Here is a 17,989-nt window from a genome sequence, read left to right as displayed (position 1 = left end):
ACCGGCCGCCCGGCCCCGGTACGTGATCGGCGAGGGGTGTCGTCGGAGGGACGCGCGGCGTACCGTAAGTGGATCCTGACATGTGGAGGATGCCATGGCGCCCAGGGTCGCGATCATCGGAGCGGGGTTCGGCGGGTTGTGCATGGCGATCCAGCTCGAACGGGCCGGCATCGGCTCCTACACGGTCTTCGAGAAGGCGGACGGCCTGGGCGGCACCTGGCGCGACAACAGCTATCCGGGCGCGGGCTGCGACATCCCGTCGCACCTTTACTCCTACTCTTTCGAGAAATATGCGAGCTGGACCCGCCGCTACCCAGAGCAGCCAGAAATTCTTGCCTATCTAGAGCATTGCGCCGATAAATACGACGTCAGGGGGAAAATCCGGTTCGGCAGTGAGGTCGAGCGCGCCGTCTTCGACGGCTCCCACTGGCAGGTCAGCACGGCCGGCACCACAGAGACCTTCGACGTCGTCGTCATGAGCGTCGGCCAGCTCAACCGCCCGCAGCTCCCCGACATACCCGGAATGTCCGACTTCGAGGGCACGTCCTTCCATTCCGCCCGCTGGAACCACGGCCACGATCTCACCCGCAGGCGGGTCGCGGTGATCGGTAACGGCTCGTCGGCCGCCCAGCTCATCCCGCGCGTCGCCGCCGAGGCCGAGCACCTGATCGTGTTCCAGCGCACCCCGAACTGGGTGATCCCCAAGCCCGACGCCACCTTCGGCCCCTTGACCAGGCTCGCGTTCCGGTTCGTCCCGGGCCTCCAGCGCGCCTACCGCGAGTGGATCTACCGCTACGCCGAGAACACCCTCTACCCCGCCCTGGCCCAGGGCTGGAGCGTCGGCCTGCTCAAGAAGCGGGCGCTCGACCACCTCAGGAACCAGGTCCCCGACCCGGCGCTGCGCGCCAAGCTCACCCCCGAGTATCCGCCGGGCTGCAAGCGGGTCGTCATCGACAGCACCTTCTATCCCGCCCTGACCAGGCCGAACGTGGACGTGGTGACGGAGCGGATCGTACGGATCACGCCGAAGGGCATCGAGACCACCGATCGGCCGTACGAGGTGGACACGATCGTCTACGCCACGGGGTTCAGGAGCACCGAGTTCCTCGCGCCGATGGAGGTCTCGGGGCGGGGCGGCCAGTCGCTGCGGGAGCGGTGGAAGGGCGGGGCGGAGGCGTACCTGGGCATCTCGGTGCCGGACTTCCCGAACCTGTTCCTGCTGTACGGGCCGAACACGAACCTGGGCCACAACTCCATCATCTTCATGCTCGAATGCCAGGTGAACCACATCATGTCCTGCCTGCCGTACCTCTCGGAGCAGGGGCCGATCGAAGTACGGCCCGAGGCGATGGCGGCCTGGAGCAGGCAGCTCGACGCGGCGATGGCGCGGATGGTGTGGGGCAACGGATGCCAGAGCTGGTACAAGAGGGCCGAAGGCCGCGTCACCAACAACTGGCCGGGCCCCACGACGCTCTACCGCCGCTTGACGGCCCGGCCGCCACGCACCGCCTACCGTCCGGCCACTCCAGGAATGGCTGGTCTGACCAGCGGCGGGTAAGTAACCGCAATGACGAGTGCGGAAGCGGCCGCCGCCCGTGAGGCGGCCGAGAAGACCGGTGTGACCATCCGCGAGCTGCGCGAGATCCACGATTTCCAGGAGGTCTACCGGCTGTACGACGACATCTGGCACCCCGACCCGCGCAACGCGCCCGTGCCGGTGGAGCTGATGATCGGCTTCGCCCACACGGGCGGCTATGTGGCCGGGGCGTACGAGGGCGAGAGCCTGGTCGGTGCCTCGGTGGGCTTCCTCGCGGCGGATCGGACGCTGCACTCGCACGTGACCGGGGCGGTGGTCGGGCGCGGCATCGGCTACGCGCTCAAGCTGCACCAGCGGGCCTGGTGCCTGGAGCGCGGGCTGGAGAGGGTCACCTGGACCTTCGACCCGCTCGTACGCAGGAACGCCCGGTTCAACCTGACCAAACTGGGCGCCCGGCCGGAGCGGTACTTGGAGGACTTCTACGGCGTCATGGCCGACGCGATCAACGAGGGCGACGCCTCCGACCGGCTGCTCGCCGTCTGGCGGCTGACGGAGTCGCCGCCGGAGCCGTCCGCCGGGCCGTACACGCGGGGGGTGGAAGCGGACGGGAATCGGCCGGTAATCGGCCTGGCCGACGGGCCGGCGGTGCTGGTGGCGACGCCGTACGACATCGAGACGCTGCGCCGCGAGGACCCGGAGGCGGCCCGCGCGTGGCGGCTGGCGGTGCGCGAGGTGCTCGGCGGGCTGATGGGGTCGGGCGAGCGCGTCACCGGGTTCACCGACAACGGGGAATATGTGGTGGAAACCGGCTGACTGCCTATTCCACTCAGCTTTCGGATCTCTGTAATGTGGCGCTTACGCACGTCGAGCAAGGAGATCCGCATGGCGGAATTCACCCCGACTGTTCCTGCGCGAGTCCTGCCCCCCGTCGCCGTCCGAGACCTGCCGGAGCCTCCGCGATCGAGCTGGCGCATCATCGGTCCCGGCCTGGTCGGCGCGGGGGTCGGGCTGGCCTCCGGCGAGTTCATCCTCTGGCCGTACATCGCCTCCCAGGTCGGCCTGGTCTTCATCTGGGGCGCCGCGATCGGCATCATCACCCAGTGGTTCCTCAACATGGAGATCGAGCGCTACACGCTGGCCACCGGCGAGACCGCGCTGACCGGTTTCAGCCGGATGTGGAAGCACTGGAGCCTCGTCTTCGTCGTGATGACGCTCTGCTCGAACCTGTGGCCCGGCTGGGTGACCACGTCGGCCACGATGATGACCTACCTGACCGGCACGGGCGCCGGCAGCGTGCGCTGGATCGCGATCGGCATGCTGCTGGTGATCGCGCTCGGGCTGACACTAGCGCCCGTCATCTACATCCTGCTGGAACGGGTGATCTTCGTGAAGATCGCTCTGGTGCTGATACTCGCGGTGGTCGCGATCCTGTTCGCCATCAACGCCGACAGCTGGATCGAGCTGGGCAAGGGCCTGAGCGTCGGGGCGCGGTTCCCGGTGCCGCCGCTGGAGTTCGCGGTGCTGATGGGCGCGATCGCCTACGCGGGCGCGGGCGGCGGCCAGAACCTGTGCCAGAGCAACTGGATCCGCGACAAGGGCTTCGGCATGGGCCTGTACGTGCCGCGCCTGGTCAGCCCGGTCACCGGCGAGGAGGAGGCGGCCGCCTCGACGGGCTTCCAGTTCGCGCCGACCAAGGAGAACCTGGCCCGATGGCAGCAGTGGTGGCGCTTCGCGAACATCGAGCAGGCGGCCACGTTCGCGCTGGTGTCGTTCCTGACGATCGCGCTGATGTCGATGCTCGCCTACTCCACGGTGTTCGGTAAGCCGGGGCTGGCCAACGGCATCGGGTTCCTGCAGGTCGAGGGCGAGGCGCTGAAGGCGTCGGTCGGGCCGTGGTTCGGCGTGCTGTTCTGGGTGATCGGGGCGCTGTCGTTGTTCGCCTCGGCCATGGGCATCGTCGACTACACCTCTCGGCTGGCCTCCGACGCGCTGAAGACCATTTACCTGCGCGACAAGGCCATTTCCGAGAACCGCGTGTATTTCTTCATCGTGTGGGCGATGGCGCTGCTCGGCATCGTGATCCTGCTGCTCGGGTTCGACCAGCCGCTGATCCTGCTGGTGTTCTCGGCCAGTTTCGCGGCGGTGATGATGTTCGTCTACTCGATCCTGCTGATCGTGCTGAACCGCCGGTCGCTGCCGGACGCGCTCAAGGTCAGGTCGTACCGGCTGGGCGCGCTCGTCTGGTCGATCGCCTTCTTCGGCACGCTCACCGTGCTGACGGTGATCCAGCAGGCGCACAAACTGTTCGGCTGACCCGCCATCGCGGAAGCGTGCTTTCCGCGATGGGGGGCAGACTGGCAGGCATGCTCGACACCTCGGCCCGCCTGCTCAAGCTGCTGTCCCTGCTCCAGGCGCACAAGGACTGGTCGGGCCCCGAGCTGTCCGCGCGGCTCGGGGTCTCCACCAGGACGATCCGCAACGACGTCGAGCGGCTGCGCAGCCTCGGCTACCCGGTGCACGCCACGCCGGGTGTCGCGGGCGGCTACCGGCTCGGCGCCGGGGCCGCGCTGCCGCCGCTGCTGCTGGACGACGAGGAGGCCGTCGCGGTGGCCGTCGGCCTCGGCCGCGCGGCGGGCGGCGGCGTCCAGGGCATCGAGGAGACCTCGGTACGCGCCCTGGCCAAGCTGGAGCAGGTGCTGCCGTCGCGGCTGCGCCGCCGGGTCAACGCCCTGAACACCTACACGGTGCAGATCCCCGGCGACGCGCCGTCGGTGGCGCCCGAGGTGCTGACCACGATCGCCAACGCGGCCCGCGACCACGAACGGCTCCGCTTCGACTACACCGGCCACGACGGCTCCTCGACCATGCGCGACGCCGAACCGCACCGGCTCGCGCACCGGCACGGCCGCTGGTACCTGGTCGGCTACGACGTCGAGCGGCGGGACTGGCGGACCTTCCGGGTGGACCGCGTCCTGCTGCGGACGCCGGCCACGGGACCCCGGTTCACGCCCCGCGAGCTGCCCGGCGACGGTGACGTGGCCGCGTACGTGGAGAAGGGCGTGACCACCGCGATGTGGCGCTACCACGCGACGGTGCTGCTGCACAGCCCGGCCGAGGTGATGCGCCGGTCGCCGCTGAAGCTGGACATCGAGCCGGTCGACGAGGCCACCTGCCTGGTCAGGCTGAGCGGCGACGACCTGGCGGGGATGGCCGTGTGGATCGGGTTCATCGGCGTGGACTTCGAGGTGCTCGACCCGCCTGAGCTGGCCGAGCACGTACTGCTCCTGGCGGCTCGCTACCAACGCGCCGTACGTCGCTGAGGGGGACGGTCAGTGGACCGTAGGGGAACGGTCAGCGCCCGCGGTCATTTCACCGCGAGTCGAGGTACTCCTGCCTGACCTTGGACCGCGACAGCTTCCCCGTCGGCGTGCGCGGCAGCGTGTCCCGGTAGTGGATCACCTTCGGATGCTTGAACCGGGCGATGCGCGGCTCGCAGTGCCGCAGCAGTTCGGCGGTGAGCTCGGGGTCGCCCGTGACGCCCGCCACCGGCTGGACGAGGGCGACCACGCTGTGCCCCCACTCCTCGTCGGGCACCCCGATGACGGCCACGTCCGCCACGAGGGGGTGCTCCAGCAGCGCGGCCTCGATCTCGGCCGGGTAGATGTTGACCCCGCCGGAGACGATCAGGTCGGTGCGCCGGTCGCACAGGAACAGGAAGCCGTCCTTGTCGAGGTAGCCGATGTCGCCGGGGGTGTACCACTCGCCGCGCATGCTGGCGGCCGTCTTGGCCGGGTCCTTGCGGTATTCGAAGGTCCCCAGGCTGGACTTGACGTAGATCATGCCGGGCTCGCCGGGCGGCAGCTCCTCGCCGGCCTCGTCGAGGATCCTGACCTCGAACGTGGGCGCCGGCTTGCCCACGGTGCCGGGCCGGGCCAGCCAGTCGTGCGGCTTGACCGAGAAGGCGATCGTCGACTCGGTCGAGCCGTAGTACTCGTAGAGCACCGGCCCCCACCAGTCCATGATCCCCTGCTTGACCGCCACCGGGCAGGCCGCGCCGGTGTGGATGACCTGCCGCAGGCTCGAGACGTCGTAGCGCGCTTTGACCTCCTCCGGAAGCCGCAGCATCCGGTGGAACATGGTCGGCACCATCATCGCGTTCGTCACCTTGTGGCGCTCGACCAGCTCCAGGATGTTCTCCGGCTCGAAGCGCGGCGTGATCACCACGGTGTGGCCGAGGTGCAGCGCGAACTGCGTGTGGGCGCACGGCGCCGAGTGGTACATCGGCGAGGTGACCAGGTGCACGGCCTCGCCGGGCACCAGGTCCACGATCTCGCCGAGGAACCAGACATAGAGCGGAACGACCGCCTCGGGCTCGGCTCCGGACAGCGGCCGCTGCACGCCCTTGGGGAAGCCGGTGGTGCCGGAGGTGTACCACATGACGGCCCCGCCGGCCCGCCCGCCGGGCGCGTCCCCGGGCTGCCCCTCGGCCAGCCCGGCCGTGCCGATCTCGCTCCCGGGTATGTGACCGTCCGCGGTGACCACGATCTTCGCGTCGCAGTCCGCCAGGATGTAGGCCACCTCCGCCTCGGTGAGATGCCAGTTGATCGGCACGTAGTAGAGGCCGATCTGCCCGGTCGCCATGATCATGATGACCGCGTCGAGGCCGTTCGGCAGCACGCCGGCCACCACGTCCCGGTCACTGAGCCCGCGGGCGCGCAGGCCGTGTGACACCTGGTTGACCCGGGTGAGCAGCTCGCCGTAGGTGGTCCGGGACCCGTCCACGTCGATGACCGCGAGCCGGTCCGGGTCGGCGGCGGCGATCGCGTAGAAGCCGGGCAGTCCGCTGATGTCCATCACAGCTCCAGCAGCTCGGCGAGACGGGCCCGGTGGATGCGGGGCGGGCCGAGCAGCACTTCGTCGGCCTTGGCCCGTTTGTAGAACAGGTGCGCGTCGTGCTCCCAGGTGTAGCCGATGCCGCCGTACAGCAGCAGGTGGTCACGGGCCACCTCGAAGCAGGCCCGCCCCACGTACGCCTGGGCGAGCGCGGCGGCGGCGGGCAGCTCGTCCGGCGACTCGTCGGCGGCCCAGGCGGCGAAGCGGACGATCGACTCGGCCTGCTCCAGCTTGCAGTGCATGTCGGCGAGCTTGTGCTTGACCCCCTGATAGGAGCCGATGTAGCGGCCGAAGGCGACCCTGATCTTGGCGTAGGCGACGATGGCGGCCAGCGCGGCGCGCAGCACGCCGAGCTGCTCGGCCGCCAGCGCCACGGCGAGCAGGTCGTCCACGCCGGCCGGCAGCGGGCCGAGCTCACGGCGGGGCACGCCGTCGTCCAGCACCACGCGGGCCTGGCCACGCGTCAGGTCGAGCGTCTCCAGGGCGGTCCTGGTGACGCCGGGCGCGGTGAGATCGACGGCCGTCAGGGTCTCGCCGTCGCGCAGCAGGAGGACGTCGGCCTCCATCCCGTTGAGCACCCGGTCGAGCGGGCCGGTGGCGAGGGTGGCGGCGATCCGGCCTTCGGCGATGGCGGTCAGCAGCTCCTTGTCCGGCACCCGGGTCAGCGCGATCGTGGCGAACGTCGTGGCCAGGAAGGGTCCGGGCAGCAGCGCGGCGCCCGTCTCCTCCAGCGCCACGGCCAGCTCCGCGAAGCCGGCGCCCGCCCCGCCGTACTCCTCCGGGACGATCAGCCCGGACAGGCCGAGCTCGCCGTTGAGCCGCGCGTACACCTCCCGGTCGTAGCCGTCGCGGACCTTGGTCAGCGGCGAGGCCGCGGCCAGGAACGAGCGGACGGCGGCGCGGAGCTCCTGCTGCTCCTGGCTGAGTACGAGCTTCACCCCTGCGTCCCCACCTTCAGGTCCTTGAACGGCACGGTCTTGTCCACCCGGGGCTCGGGCGGCAGGTTGAGCACGCGGTCGCCGATGATGTTGCGCATGATCTCGTTGGTGCCGCCGCCCAGCGACATGCCCGGGGCCATGGAGATCGCCTGCGCCAGCGGGTGGCCGCCGACGACCGCCTCGGGCCCGACGAGCCGGGTCGCGAGGTCGGCCTGGAACAGGTACAGCTCGGCCAGCAGCAGCTTGGCGGCGCTGCCGCGGGCACCGGGGAAGATCCCCGCCTTGGTCTCCTGGGAGAGGCGCTGGTTGAACAGGGCGAGCGCCCGCGAGCGGATGTGCAGCTCGACGAGCTCGTCCCTGACCAGCGGGTCGGTGGTGTCGACCACCTGGCGCAGCGCCGCCAGCGAGGTGGGGTCGTCCTTGCCCTGGCCCATGCCGACACCCGCCGAGATCGACAGCCGCTCGTGCAGGAGAGTCGTGACGGCCACGCTCCAGCCGTCGTTGACCTCGCCGACGCGGTGCGCGTCGGGGATGGGGACGTCGTCGAAGAAGATCTCGTTGAAGTTGGCCCGGCCGGTCATGTCCTTGAGCGGCTTGATCGTGACGCCCGGGTGGCGCATGTCGACCACGAACATGGTCAGGCCCTTGTGCTTGGGCACCTCGACGTCGGTGCGGGCCAGCAGCAGCCCCCAGTCGGCGTGGTGGGCGACCGAGGTCCAGACCTTCTGGCCGTTGACGATCCAGTCGTCGCCGTCGCGTACGGCCCTGGTCTGCAGGCTGGCCACGTCGCTGCCCGCGCCCGGCTCCGAGAAGAGCTGGCACCAGATCTCCTCGCCGCGCAGCAGCGGCCGGATGAAGCGTTCGCGCTGCTCGTCGGTGCCCCGGTCGACCAGCGTCGGGCCCGTCATGCCGAGGCCGATCGAGAAGACGTAGGTGGGCAGCGTGAAGTCGCGGGCCGCGGCGGCGAACGCGCGCTCCTCCGCCTGGGTCAGCCCCTGGCCGCCCCAGCGGGCCGGCCAGGTGATGCCGGAGTATCCGGCGTCGTAGAGCCGGGCCATGAAGTCCTTGGCCCTGGCGACCGGGTCGGCCTCCGGGGAGTCGCCGGCCGGAGCGTTTTCGAGGAGCCAGGCCCTGGCGGCATGCCGATACTCATCAAGGTTCACATCGTCTCCCTGGCATCAGTGCTCACTTACTCTAACCAGCCGAATGCGGGACGCATAGAGCGCCGTTCTGTTGGCGTTTTATCCGGATTTGTCGCTGAATCTCCGTTAATTAGGATGGTGACGACTAGGTGTGATCGGCTGATCGCCGGGGGGAAAGGCGTGGTCACACGGTTCGGGCGGTCCGTGCGTGCTCGGTTGACGCTGTTCGCGAGCGTCGCCATGGCGCTGCTGTGCCTCGTGGTCAGCGCGTTCGCGCTGCACGCGGTGCACACCACGGCGGTCGGGCGGCGCACCAACGAGGTGCTCACCGCCGCCCTGCGCGTGGTGCACCTGGTCAAGCGGCACGAGCTGCCCCCGATCATCAGCGGCGAGGTGGACGGGATCCAGGTCGTCGACTCGGCCGGACGCGTGGTGTCCACGACGGAGAACCTGACCGGCCGGCCGCGCATGAGCCGGTGGACACCCGACGCCGACAACGCCAACCGCACCCGCGTCGTGTGCGACCTGCCCGACTTCCCCGGTCGGTGCGAGATCCTGACCGTCCTGCGCGTCTACGAGCGGGGCGGCGACTGGCTGGTCTACGCGGCGGGGGCCACGGTGCCGCGGTACGTCCACCCGGCCGTGGTGGGTTTCCTGGGCGGCGACTCGCTCGCGCTGGTGGCGCTGACCTGGTTCGGCGTGTCCCGGGTGGTGGCCAGGACGCTCACGCCGGTAGACCGGCTGGCGCTGGCGGCCGAGCGGCAGCGCAGGTTCGTCGCCGACGTCTCGCACGACCTGCGCAGCCCGATCACCGCCATGCGCGCGGAGGTCGAAGAGGCCATGCTGTACCCCGGCGACGCCGACTGGCAGCGGACCGGCGGGGCGCTGCTGGGCAGCCTGGACCGTCTCCAGGCCATCGTCGATGACCTGCTGACGCTGGCCCAGCTCGACGCGGGCGCCCCCGCCGTCGACGAGCCCGTCGACCTGGCCGAGCTGGTCGGCGCCGAGACGGCCAGGCGTCGGTCGAAACCGGTGATCACCACGCTCCAGCCCGGCGTGACCGTCATGGGCGACCGGGTCCGGCTGGCCCGCCTGCTCACCAACCTGCTGGACAACGCGGAACGTCATGCCGAGTCCCAGGTCGCGGTGACCGTACGGCACAGCGATGGGGCGGCCGTACTCGAGGTCGTGGACGACGGCGCGGGCATCGCGCCGGACCAGCGGGAGGTGGTGTTCCAGCGCTTCACCCGGCTGAGCGCCGCGCGCGAGCGCGACGCCTGCGGCACCGGGCTGGGGCTGGCCATCGCCCGCGAGATCGCGCTGACCCACGGGGGCACCCTGACCCTGGAGGACTCCGACCGCGGCGCCCGTTTCGTGGCGCGGCTCCCTCAGCTCCCTCGGCCCCCTCAGCTCCCGATCGTGGAAGGCTGAACGGTGTTCGCCAGGTGGTCGGTGCGGCGCCGGATGACGGTGGCCGCCCTGCTGTCGACGCTGGTCGGCTACTTCGTCACCGCGGTGCTCATCACACCGCTCGCGCACAGCGTGCTCACCGGGTACCAGACCGAGCACGCGTCCAGCGCGGCGCGACGGGTCGCGGCCGGCGTCCAGCGGTCCGCGCCGGATCGGATGCGGCCGGTGACGGCCACCGAGGACGTCGACCTCATCCAGGTGATCGACGACCGCGGCACGGTACGCCAGGCCAGCCCTCGGCTGCTGGGCTATCCGCCGCTCATCAGGAACACCTTCACGGGCGACGACAACCGGCTGGACGCCACCGTCTGCACCGACCAGGTGCCGGGCGCGAAATGCCTGATCGTCGTGGGCTACCGGGTACCGGTCGGGTCGGCGTTCTGGACGGTCTGCGCCTACGTCCCGACCGTCCCCTGGTACATCAGCCCGCTCTATGTGGTGGCCGTGCTGCTCGCCGTGCTGCTGCTCTCCGCGATCACGGCGTACGTGGCCAGGACCACGGTGGCGAGGGCGCTGCGGCCCGTCACGGCCATCAAGACCGAGCTGGCCGAGATCACCGCCACAGACCTGGGCCGCAGGGTGCCGCCCTTGCCGCACCGGGACGAGCTGGACGACCTCGCCCGGACCGTGAACCAGACCCTCGACCGGCTGGAGCACGCGGTCCAGCAGGAGCGCAGGTTCGCCGCCGACGCCTCGCACGACCTGCGCACCCCGCTCACCGCGATGCGCGCCCAGCTCGAGGAGGCCATGCTCCATCCGGACGAGGCCGACTGGCCGCGGACCGCCGTAGCACTGCTGTCGAGCCTCGACCGGCTGCAGGCCATCGTCACCGACCTGCTGACGCTGGCCAAGCTCGACGCGGGCGCGCCCGGCCTCGGCGCCGACGTGGACCTGGCCGAGCTGGTCGAGGAGGAGCTGGCGCGCCGTCCACCCGGCAAGCTCGTGGAGCTGGACCTGCGTCCGGCGGTGGTGGTGACCGGTGACCCGCTCCGCCTGACCCGCCTGCTGGCGAACCTGCTCGACAACGCCGAGCGGCACGCCGAGTCCACGATCACCGTGACCGTCGACGAGCGGGACGGCTGGGGCGTACTGGAGGTCCTGGACGACGGCGCGGGCATCGCACCGGACCAGCGCGAGAACGTCTTCCGCCGGTTCACCCGGCTGGACGCCTCACGCAACCGCGACGCGGGGGGCACGGGACTCGGGCTGCCCATCGCCCGTGAGATCGCCAGGGCACACGGTGGTACTCTCACCGTCGAAGATTCCGACACCGGTGCCCGGTTTGTCCTACAAATCCCCCGGGCTAGTAGTTAAAGTGGCCCGCTGTGACACGGGGTTTCAGCCGATTACGGCGCGAAGATTTACTGAAGACGGCCTGCGAAGTGATCGCCGAGCAGGGGTTCGGGCATACCCGGACGATTGACATAGCCAGAGCCGCCGGCGTGAGCCAGGCGCTGCTGTTCTACCACTTCGAGACCAAGGACGAGCTGTTCGCGCAGGCGTTCGCCTATGCCGCCCGGCTGCATCTCGACACCTTGGACGCCATCGAGCGCTCGCCGAGCACGCCGCCCGAGCGGCTGCGCGCGCTGTTGCGCCGCTCCTCCCCCGCGGGCTCGGCCGATGGCTGGCGGCTGTGGATCGACGCCTGGTCGGAGTCCATGCGCAACAAGGAGCTGGAGCAGACCGCGCGACGGCTCGACTTGCGGGGCAGGACCCTGCTGCGCGGGATCATCGAGGCCGGCGTGGCGTCGGGCGACTTCGTCTGCCCCGATCCCGAGGAGTCCACCTGGCGGATCTTCGCGTTGCTCGACGGGCTGGCCATCCAGATCCACGTGCACCCCAAGGTCGTGTCGCGCCGCTGGGCCACCCGGCTCCTCCGCGCGACGGCCGCCGCCGAGGTCGGCCTGAACCCGGACGACCTGTGATCGGCGTCACTCTTCCCCTCTTATTGGATGCTTCGTACAATTACCGGGCGAGGAGAGGAGCAGGCGATGACACGCGCACCGAGCTCTACCACCGCCAGGGAGACCGACGAGCGGGTCGCCGACCGGAGCGCCTACGAGGCGGTCATCCAGCGCCTGTCGAAGGCGTCGGTCGACAAGCACTGGGAGCCGTACAAGGACATCCCCTGGGAGGATCCGGAGTTCCTCGTCGACCAGACCGATCCTCGCTGGGAGCTGCCCGGGGTGGACAAGCTCGGCGCCCATCCGTGGTACCGGAGCCGCTCCCCCGAGACGCGGGCCAGGATCGGGCTGTGGCGGCTGGCCACGGCGATGAAGATCGGGCTGCAGTTCGAGAACCTGCTCAAGCGCGGCCTGCTCAACTACGCCTACCGGCTGCCGAACGGCTCACCCGAATTCCGCTACGTCTACCACGAGACCATCGAAGAGGGACATCACGGGATGATGTTCCAGGAGTTCGTCAACCGGACGGAGCTCCCGGTGCGCGGCATGCCGGGGCCGCTCAGCCTGCTCGCCCAGGTCGCGCCCTGGATCCCGCTGATCTCGACCGAGCTGTTCTTCGTGTTCGTGCTCGGCGGCGAGGACCCGATCGACCACGTCCAGCGCAAGCTCCTCAAGGACGACCGGGTCCGCCACCCGCTCGAAGAGACGATCATGCGCATCCACATCGCGGAGGAGGCCAGGCACATCTCCTTCGCCCGGCACTACCTGCGCAACCGGGTGCCGAGGATGCCGCACTACCGGCGCCTCATGCTGGGCGTCGCCTCGCCGATCATCCTGGGGATCATGGCCAGGATCATGCTGGCGCCACCGGGGCCGATGATCAGGCGGTTCGCCATTCCGCGTGACGTGGTGACCGAGGTGTACCTGCGCAACCCGGCGGCCAAGCAGGAGATCCGCGACTCGGTGGGCAAGACCCGCGAGCTGTGCACCGAGATCGGTCTGGTGAACGCGCTCACCAGACCGATCTGGCAGGCCATGGGGATCTGGGCCTGAGAGGTTTCAGGAGCGGCGGGCGACCAGCACTTCGGTGATCGCCCGCTCTTCCCACAGGCCCGACGGGTTGGCGGCCAGGAGCACCCGCCGGACCGCGTCGGTGAACTCCGCCACCCTGCCGCCGAGCCTGTCGGGAGAGGTGAACGAGTACGACAGCTGCAGCCCGATCACGGTGTCGAGGTCCCAGGTCAGCCGCTGTTCGAACAGGCTCGACTCCAGCCGGTCGAACGGCGAGTCCGCGAGCACGTCGTCATGGTGCTCCCCGCTGGCCTGGAAGGAGTTGCCCGCCGTGAGCTCACTCATCGCGAACTCGGCCCGCACCTCCCGCACGACCGGCTCCCACGGGTGCTCGGCCGGGTCGCGGGAGGGTCCGATCAGGGCCACCGCCCCGTCCGGCGGCAGCAGCAGGTCCAGCTCGGCCAGTACGGCTCTGCGGTCCATCCAGTGGAAGGACCTGCCCATGACGACGTCGTCGAAGGGCGGCAGGGCGGCCAATGTCGTGGAGTCGCCGCTCAGCCAGCGGATGTTCGGTGTGCCGGCGGCGACGCGTCTGCCCTCGGCCAGCATGCCCGCGTCCGGGTCCACGGCGATCACCTCGCGCACGGCCCCCGCCAGCGGGATCGCCACCGTGCCGGGGCCGCAGCCGAGGTCTAACACCCGGCTGTCGGGGCCGAACGCCCGTGCCAGGCAGCCGATCGCCTCCTCCCCGTGTCCGGGCCGGTACTTGGCGTAGAAGGGGGCGGCGCCGCCGAACAGGTTCGTCATGGTGAGACGATATTCGGGTTCTGTTTGGCGTCCACTCTCCTTAGAGGGTGATGAGGAGGTCGCGTTGAGGGGCACGGTTCACCGGCTCACCCGGCGACGAGACTTTACGTGTTCGGTGAGACGGCTGGTCGTGATCCTGTTGCTCGCCTTCGCCGGGGTGGGCGTCGCCCTCCCGGCGCGAGCGCACAACGTGCTGGTCGGCAGCGACCCCAAGGACGGGGCGACGCTGAGCGCCGCGCCCGCGCGGATCACGCTCGTGTTCGACCAGGCGGTACGCCAGGGATACGCGCAGGTGGGCGTGACCGGGGCCGACGGCACGGCGTGGGCCGACGGATCGGCCGAGGTCGCCGCCGAGAAGGTGTCGATCAAGGTCAAGCCGCTGCGGACGGCCGGGGCCTATGTGGTGGGCTATCGGATCCTGTCGGCCGACGGACATCCGGTGACCGGGAAGATCGGCTTCACCCTCGCGGCGGGCGCCACGGCCGTACAGGAGGGCGCTCCGACACAGGACGCGGTCAAGGGCGGCACCGGGGACACCGGAGCCGAGGCCGCCGAGGCGGCGGCGAACGGCGGGGCGGGGATGGCCGTGGTCTGGATCGTGGGGGCGCTGCTGGTGCTGGCCGCCGGCACGGCCGTGTCCCTGCGCCGCGCCCGCACCCCGGCGCCAGCAGACAGCGAGAGGCGCGACAGTGAGGGGGCCGGCGCGTGACGATCACCGCGCCCCCTGGGCAGCGGATCGGCGGGCGGTGGGTGGTCGGCGCGTTCGCGGTGTGCGCGGTCGTCGCCGCCGTGGTGGCCAGCACGTTCACCGCCCAGGAGGCGGTGCCGGGCATCCCGATGCCGGGGCCGGTCGTGGCGTACGGGCTGCCGATCGTACGGGTGCTGCTCGATCTGGCGGCCGTGGCCGTGGTGGGGCTGAGCCTGGTGCCCAAGCTGCTCGGCTTCGACGCGCCGGAGCTGACCGAGCCGGTCCTGCGCAGGACGCGGCCGCTCACCGTCACCGCCGCGTGGGTGTGGGCGGTCTGCGCGTTGCTGACGATCGTGTTCCAGACGGCCGAGCTGAACCCGGGCGGCCTGCCCACGGTCGGCATGATCGCCGCCTACGTCGACGGCGTCGGCACCGGCCAGGGCCTGCTGTTCAGCGCCGCGTGCGCACTGGTGGCGGCGGGCATCGGGCTGATGGCCGTACGGTTCGGCGAGAAGGTGCCCGCCGAGCTTCGGATCATCGTGGCGCTGTTCGGCCTGCTGCCGATTCCGGTGACCGGTCACGCGGTCAACTCCGTCTGGCACGACCCCATCATGATCGCGATGGAGACGCACGTGATGGGCGCGGCGGCGTGGGCGGGCGGCCTGGTGGCGACGGCGGTGTTCGTCGCGCCGCGCCCGTCGCTGCTGGCCGCCGCGCTGCCGCGCTTCTCCAGGATGGCGACCGTCTGCCTGCTGCTGGTCGGCCTGTCCGGGTTGATCACCGGGCTCGGCACGATGGCGCTGACGCCCGGCGTGGAGCTGCCGGGCGCCATCGTGACCAGCCACTACGGGGTGCTCGTGGTCGTGAAGCTGACGCTCACCGCGCTGCTGGTGCCGCTGGCCGGCAACATCAGGTTCCGGCTGCTGCCGCTGATCCGCCGCGCCGAGCCCACGGCGGTGGTCGGCTGGGTGGCCGCCGAGGTCGCCCTGATGGGGATGGCCTACGGTGTGGCGGTCGCGATCACCCGGGCCTCGATCGGCTGACGCCGCGTCGCGAGCCACTCGCAGACCAGCCAGGCGATCATCAATCCCACCCCCGCCCACACGGCCGACGACGGGACCAGGGGCGGCGCGCCGAGCAGGCCGGTCTGCCCCTTCAGCGCGCCGTACACCGTTCCCATGATCGAGCTCTGCGCGGTCAGCGCGCCGTAGACGACGGCCGTCGCCACGGCCGCCCCGAGCACCGCGCGCACCGGCGCCAGACCCCGCGTGGGCAGCCGTACGGCGAACACGAGATCCACGCAGATACCGGCGGCCACCAGGAAGTACGGAAGCGCGGACGGCGGGAAATTGGTGAACGTCAGCAACGGCCAGGCCACCGTCCTGAACGCCAGGTAGGAACCGGCCACCAGCGTCGCCGCCCCGAACCTGCCGATCATCATCCGGGCCACGACCAGCACGGTCACGCCGACGACCACCGCGTACACCGGATAGAGGAAGTCCGGCACGGGCAGGGTGAAGTTGGTCATCATCACCCGGTCGACCGGACGGCCCATCTGGTCGGCGGCGAACCGCAGCAGGATGGGCTCGGCGTAGATGGCGTGGTTGTCCCAGGCGCCGATCGACAGGATGCCGTATTCCTGGTGCTGCTCGGGGAAGTGCACGTTCTCCAGGAAGAACGCGAAGAACGCGCCCAGCATGACCGTGCGCTCCCTGCCGGGCGGCGCGCCCATGAACCAGCCGCGGATCACCCCGGCGATCATGAAGAACGAGCCCCCGTACAGCATGAGGTGAGACGGGCTCCACGAGGTGATGTCCAGGCCGTTGACCCGGTGGTTGATCAGGTCGAGCGGCACCGCGACGAGGAATATGCCGGTGCCCCACTGGATCAGCCGGAGCGCCGCCTTGTCCACGCCGAAGCCGGTGTAGCCGTGGATCACGGTCAGCGCGAGGGCCAGGGCCGTGCCGACGGAGTTGAGCAGGTGGGGCGGCGCCAGGTCGTCGCGCAGCCACTTGAAGTGCCAGGAGACGTCCCAGGTCGCGCCGAGCACCTTGAACGTGAACGCCACCAGCCAGCCGTAGTAGAGAACCCTGAACAGGTCGGGCGGCGTCTCGCGCCCCGCCTGCCCGCGGGTCCAGTGCGGCAGGGCCCAGTCGGCGGCGGACTTGATGATTGCGGGAGCCTTCACGGCGGAAATCTTACGATGCCTTCTTCCGGAGCAATACGCGTATGTCCCTCGTCATCCGGCTCGCCATCCCTTGACTTCGAGACCTGTGCGCATAGTCAGGCGGAGGTCAACGGCTTTCCTCGGCGGCTCAGCCGTACAGGCAGGTGTTTGAGCCCGTTCTGGAAGTTGGACGTGAGACGGACGGGCGCCCCCGCGAGCTCGACGTCCCAGGCGAGCAACTCGGCGAAGACCGCCCGGAACTGGACGCGCGCCAGGTGGGCGCCGAGGCAGAAGTGCGGGCCGAAGCCGAAGCTGACGTGGTCGTTCGGGGTGCGGGCGACGTCGAACCGGTCGGGGTCGGCGAAGACGGACGGGTCACGGTTGGCGGAGGCGTGGTAGACGACGACCTTCTCGCCCGCGCGGATGCTCCGGCCGCCGAGCGTGAGGTGGCGGGTGGCCGTACGGCGGAAGTCCATCACCGGAGGCCAGAACCGCAGCATCTCCTCCACCGCCGAGCCGAGCAGGACGGGGTCGGCGCGCAGCCGGGCCAGCTGGGCGGGGTGTTCGAGGAGGGTGAGCAGGCCGCCGGGAATGCCGTTGCGCAGCGTCTCGTTGCCGGCGACGGCGAACAGGAAGAACATGTTCTCGAACTCCGCCTCGGTCAGGCCGCCGTCCCTCATGGCCGACATGACCGACTCGCCGTGGGTGGTCTTGGCCAGCGCGTGCGCGTACGCGAACATGTCCGCCAACGCCGCCCGGGAGCGGGGGTTCACCCCGGGCCCGAGCCGCGGGCGGGAGGCGGTGGCGAGGCGGCCCATCGGGCTGAGCGACTCGGCGTCGGCCGTGGACAGCCCCGCGTAGTCGGCGTCCTGGTAGCCGATCACCCGGGACGCCCAGTCGTACAGCAGCCGCCTGTCCTCGTCCGGCACGCCCATGACGTGCGCGAGCGTCCAGACGGGCAGGTCGGCGGCGACCTCCACGAAGTCGCACACGCCCGCGGCGAACAGGGAGGCGGCCCGCTCGGCGATCGTCCGCTCCAGCGCCCGCACCGCGCGCGGCGTGAAGGCGGCCGCCACGATCCTGCGCAGCCGGGAGTGGTCCGGCGGGTCCGTGTTCAGCATCATCGCCTGCACGAAGGCCAGGTCGGCGGGGGTGTCGGGGTCACGGATCTGCGTGGCGCCCAGGTGCGAGGAGAAGTCGTCCGCGGCGCGCAGCACGTGCTTGACGTCGGCGTGCCGGAACACGCCCCAGTAGCCGGGTCCCTCGCGCCACGGGCCCACGGCCGGTTCCGGAATCCGGCAGACTGGGGCTTCCCGCCGCAGCCGGTCGTAGAGGTCGTACGGGACGGCGTGCGCGTACGTGGACGGCAGAAAGACCTCACTCAGGGGCGGCTTTTCCACAGGCGGCGTCCGTGGCGGAACGTTATCCACAG

16 protein-coding genes are annotated in these 17,989 nt (G+C 70.5%); 10 read left to right on the top strand and 6 right to left on the bottom strand.

What is annotated here, in order from left to right:
* Positions 1-94 precede the first annotated feature (94 nt).
* The 4 genes from LDL49_RS02050 (at position 95) to LDL49_RS02035 (ending at position 4,857) form a co-directional block, all read left to right on the top strand.
* Entirely contained in the window at positions 95-1,558 is a 1,464-nt protein-coding gene (locus tag LDL49_RS02050; RefSeq protein WP_225289131.1) for a flavin-containing monooxygenase, read from the top strand.
* Between the two features lie 9 nt (positions 1,559-1,567).
* Positions 1,568-2,350: a GNAT family N-acetyltransferase gene (locus tag LDL49_RS02045; protein WP_225289130.1), complete on the top strand. Its 783-nt coding sequence runs from the start codon at positions 1,568-1,570 to the stop codon at positions 2,348-2,350.
* A gap of 69 nt (positions 2,351-2,419) precedes the next feature.
* The gene (locus LDL49_RS02040) at positions 2,420-3,850 is read left to right on the top strand and encodes an Nramp family divalent metal transporter (protein ID WP_225289129.1); all 1,431 of its coding nucleotides are present in this window, start codon (positions 2,420-2,422) and stop codon (positions 3,848-3,850) included.
* 50 nt (positions 3,851-3,900) lie between these two features.
* Positions 3,901-4,857, top strand: coding sequence for a helix-turn-helix transcriptional regulator (locus tag LDL49_RS02035; RefSeq protein ID WP_225289128.1), 957 nt, complete (start codon positions 3,901-3,903; stop codon positions 4,855-4,857).
* 49 nt (positions 4,858-4,906) lie between these two features.
* Here LDL49_RS02035 and LDL49_RS02030 read toward each other — a convergent pair whose 3' ends face one another.
* From LDL49_RS02030 to LDL49_RS02020, 3 genes are read right to left on the bottom strand one after another with little or no spacing between them, the layout of a single operon-like run.
* Positions 4,907-6,391 (bottom strand): AMP-binding protein, encoded by a 1,485-nt coding sequence (locus LDL49_RS02030; protein WP_225289127.1) that lies wholly within the window; start codon positions 6,389-6,391, stop codon positions 4,907-4,909.
* Complete coding sequence (locus tag LDL49_RS58145) at positions 6,391-7,368, bottom strand: acyl-CoA dehydrogenase family protein (RefSeq protein WP_225289126.1); 978 nt, start codon at positions 7,366-7,368, stop codon at positions 6,391-6,393. Before LDL49_RS58145 ends, LDL49_RS02030 begins: the two co-directional genes overlap by 1 nt.
* On the bottom strand, positions 7,365-8,531 hold the full coding sequence (locus tag LDL49_RS02020; protein WP_225289125.1) for an acyl-CoA dehydrogenase family protein: 1,167 nt from the start codon (positions 8,529-8,531) through the stop codon (positions 7,365-7,367). The genes LDL49_RS58145 and LDL49_RS02020 overlap by 4 nt, the downstream gene beginning before the upstream one ends.
* Positions 8,532-8,714: 183 nt before the next feature.
* Between LDL49_RS02020 and LDL49_RS02015 the strand changes: the two genes are divergently transcribed.
* The 4 genes from LDL49_RS02015 (at position 8,715) to LDL49_RS02000 (ending at position 12,937) form a co-directional block, all read left to right on the top strand.
* Positions 8,715-9,941 carry a sensor histidine kinase gene (locus LDL49_RS02015; RefSeq protein ID WP_225289124.1) on the top strand — a complete coding sequence of 409 codons (1,227 nt, stop codon included), beginning with the start codon at positions 8,715-8,717 and terminating at the stop codon, positions 9,939-9,941.
* Positions 9,942-9,944: 3 nt separating this feature from the next.
* Positions 9,945-11,294 carry a sensor histidine kinase gene (locus LDL49_RS02010; protein WP_225289123.1) on the top strand — a complete coding sequence of 450 codons (1,350 nt, stop codon included), beginning with the start codon at positions 9,945-9,947 and terminating at the stop codon, positions 11,292-11,294.
* A gap of 11 nt (positions 11,295-11,305) precedes the next feature.
* On the top strand, positions 11,306-11,905 hold the full coding sequence (locus LDL49_RS02005) for a TetR/AcrR family transcriptional regulator (RefSeq protein WP_225289122.1): 600 nt from the start codon (positions 11,306-11,308) through the stop codon (positions 11,903-11,905).
* Positions 11,906-11,971: 66 nt separating this feature from the next.
* Positions 11,972-12,937 carry an AurF N-oxygenase family protein gene (locus tag LDL49_RS02000; protein WP_225289121.1) on the top strand — a complete coding sequence of 322 codons (966 nt, stop codon included), beginning with the start codon at positions 11,972-11,974 and terminating at the stop codon, positions 12,935-12,937.
* 6 nt (positions 12,938-12,943) lie between these two features.
* On the opposite strand, the gene LDL49_RS01995 is transcribed toward LDL49_RS02000, so the two are convergent.
* Positions 12,944-13,702, bottom strand: coding sequence for a class I SAM-dependent methyltransferase (locus LDL49_RS01995; protein WP_225289120.1), 759 nt, complete (start codon positions 13,700-13,702; stop codon positions 12,944-12,946).
* Between the two features lie 115 nt (positions 13,703-13,817).
* On the opposite strand from LDL49_RS01995, the gene LDL49_RS01990 reads away from it, so the two are divergent.
* On the top strand, positions 13,818-14,411 hold the full coding sequence (locus tag LDL49_RS01990) for a copper resistance CopC family protein (RefSeq protein WP_225289119.1): 594 nt from the start codon (positions 13,818-13,820) through the stop codon (positions 14,409-14,411).
* On the top strand, positions 14,408-15,433 hold the full coding sequence (locus LDL49_RS58140; protein ID WP_225289118.1) for a CopD family protein: 1,026 nt from the start codon (positions 14,408-14,410) through the stop codon (positions 15,431-15,433). Before LDL49_RS01990 ends, LDL49_RS58140 begins: the two co-directional genes overlap by 4 nt.
* Here the strand turns inward: LDL49_RS58140 and LDL49_RS01980 are convergent.
* Together LDL49_RS01980 and LDL49_RS01975 are read right to left on the bottom strand one after the other, a co-directional pair.
* Positions 15,391-16,578, bottom strand: a complete 1,188-nt coding sequence (locus LDL49_RS01980; RefSeq protein WP_225289117.1) for a hypothetical protein — start codon at positions 16,576-16,578, stop codon at positions 15,391-15,393. The two genes, LDL49_RS58140 and LDL49_RS01980, sit on opposite strands and share 43 nt — an antisense overlap.
* Before the next feature lie 95 nt (positions 16,579-16,673).
* Positions 16,674-17,957 (bottom strand): cytochrome P450, encoded by a 1,284-nt coding sequence (locus LDL49_RS01975; protein WP_225289116.1) that lies wholly within the window; start codon positions 17,955-17,957, stop codon positions 16,674-16,676.
* Positions 17,958-17,989: the final 32 nt, after the last annotated feature.

This window comes from Nonomuraea aurantiaca (assembly GCF_020215705.1).
In the GTDB taxonomy this organism is placed as follows: Bacteria; Actinomycetota; Actinomycetes; order Streptosporangiales; family Streptosporangiaceae; genus Nonomuraea; species Nonomuraea aurantiaca.
The sequence above is the reverse complement of the archived record's forward strand: the minus strand, read 5'-3'. Positions and strand labels throughout refer to the sequence as shown.

Bases quoted from the DNA above. Each gene is read 5' to 3' on its own strand.
- LDL49_RS02050 (WP_225289131.1), top strand. From the start codon at position 95: ATGGCGCCCAGGGTCGCGATCATCGGAGCGGGGTTCGGCGGGTTGTGC.
- LDL49_RS02045 (WP_225289130.1), top strand. From the start codon at position 1,568: ATGACGAGTGCGGAAGCGGCCGCCGCCCGTGAGGCGGCCGAGAAGACC.
- LDL49_RS02040 (WP_225289129.1), top strand. From the start codon at position 2,420: ATGGCGGAATTCACCCCGACTGTTCCTGCGCGAGTCCTGCCCCCCGTC.
- LDL49_RS02035 (WP_225289128.1), top strand. From the start codon at position 3,901: ATGCTCGACACCTCGGCCCGCCTGCTCAAGCTGCTGTCCCTGCTCCAG.
- LDL49_RS02030 (WP_225289127.1), bottom strand. From the start codon at position 6,391: ATGGACATCAGCGGACTGCCCGGCTTCTACGCGATCGCCGCCGCCGAC.
- LDL49_RS02000 (WP_225289121.1), top strand. From the start codon at position 11,972: ATGACACGCGCACCGAGCTCTACCACCGCCAGGGAGACCGACGAGCGG.
- LDL49_RS01995 (WP_225289120.1), bottom strand. From the start codon at position 13,702: ATGACGAACCTGTTCGGCGGCGCCGCCCCCTTCTACGCCAAGTACCGG.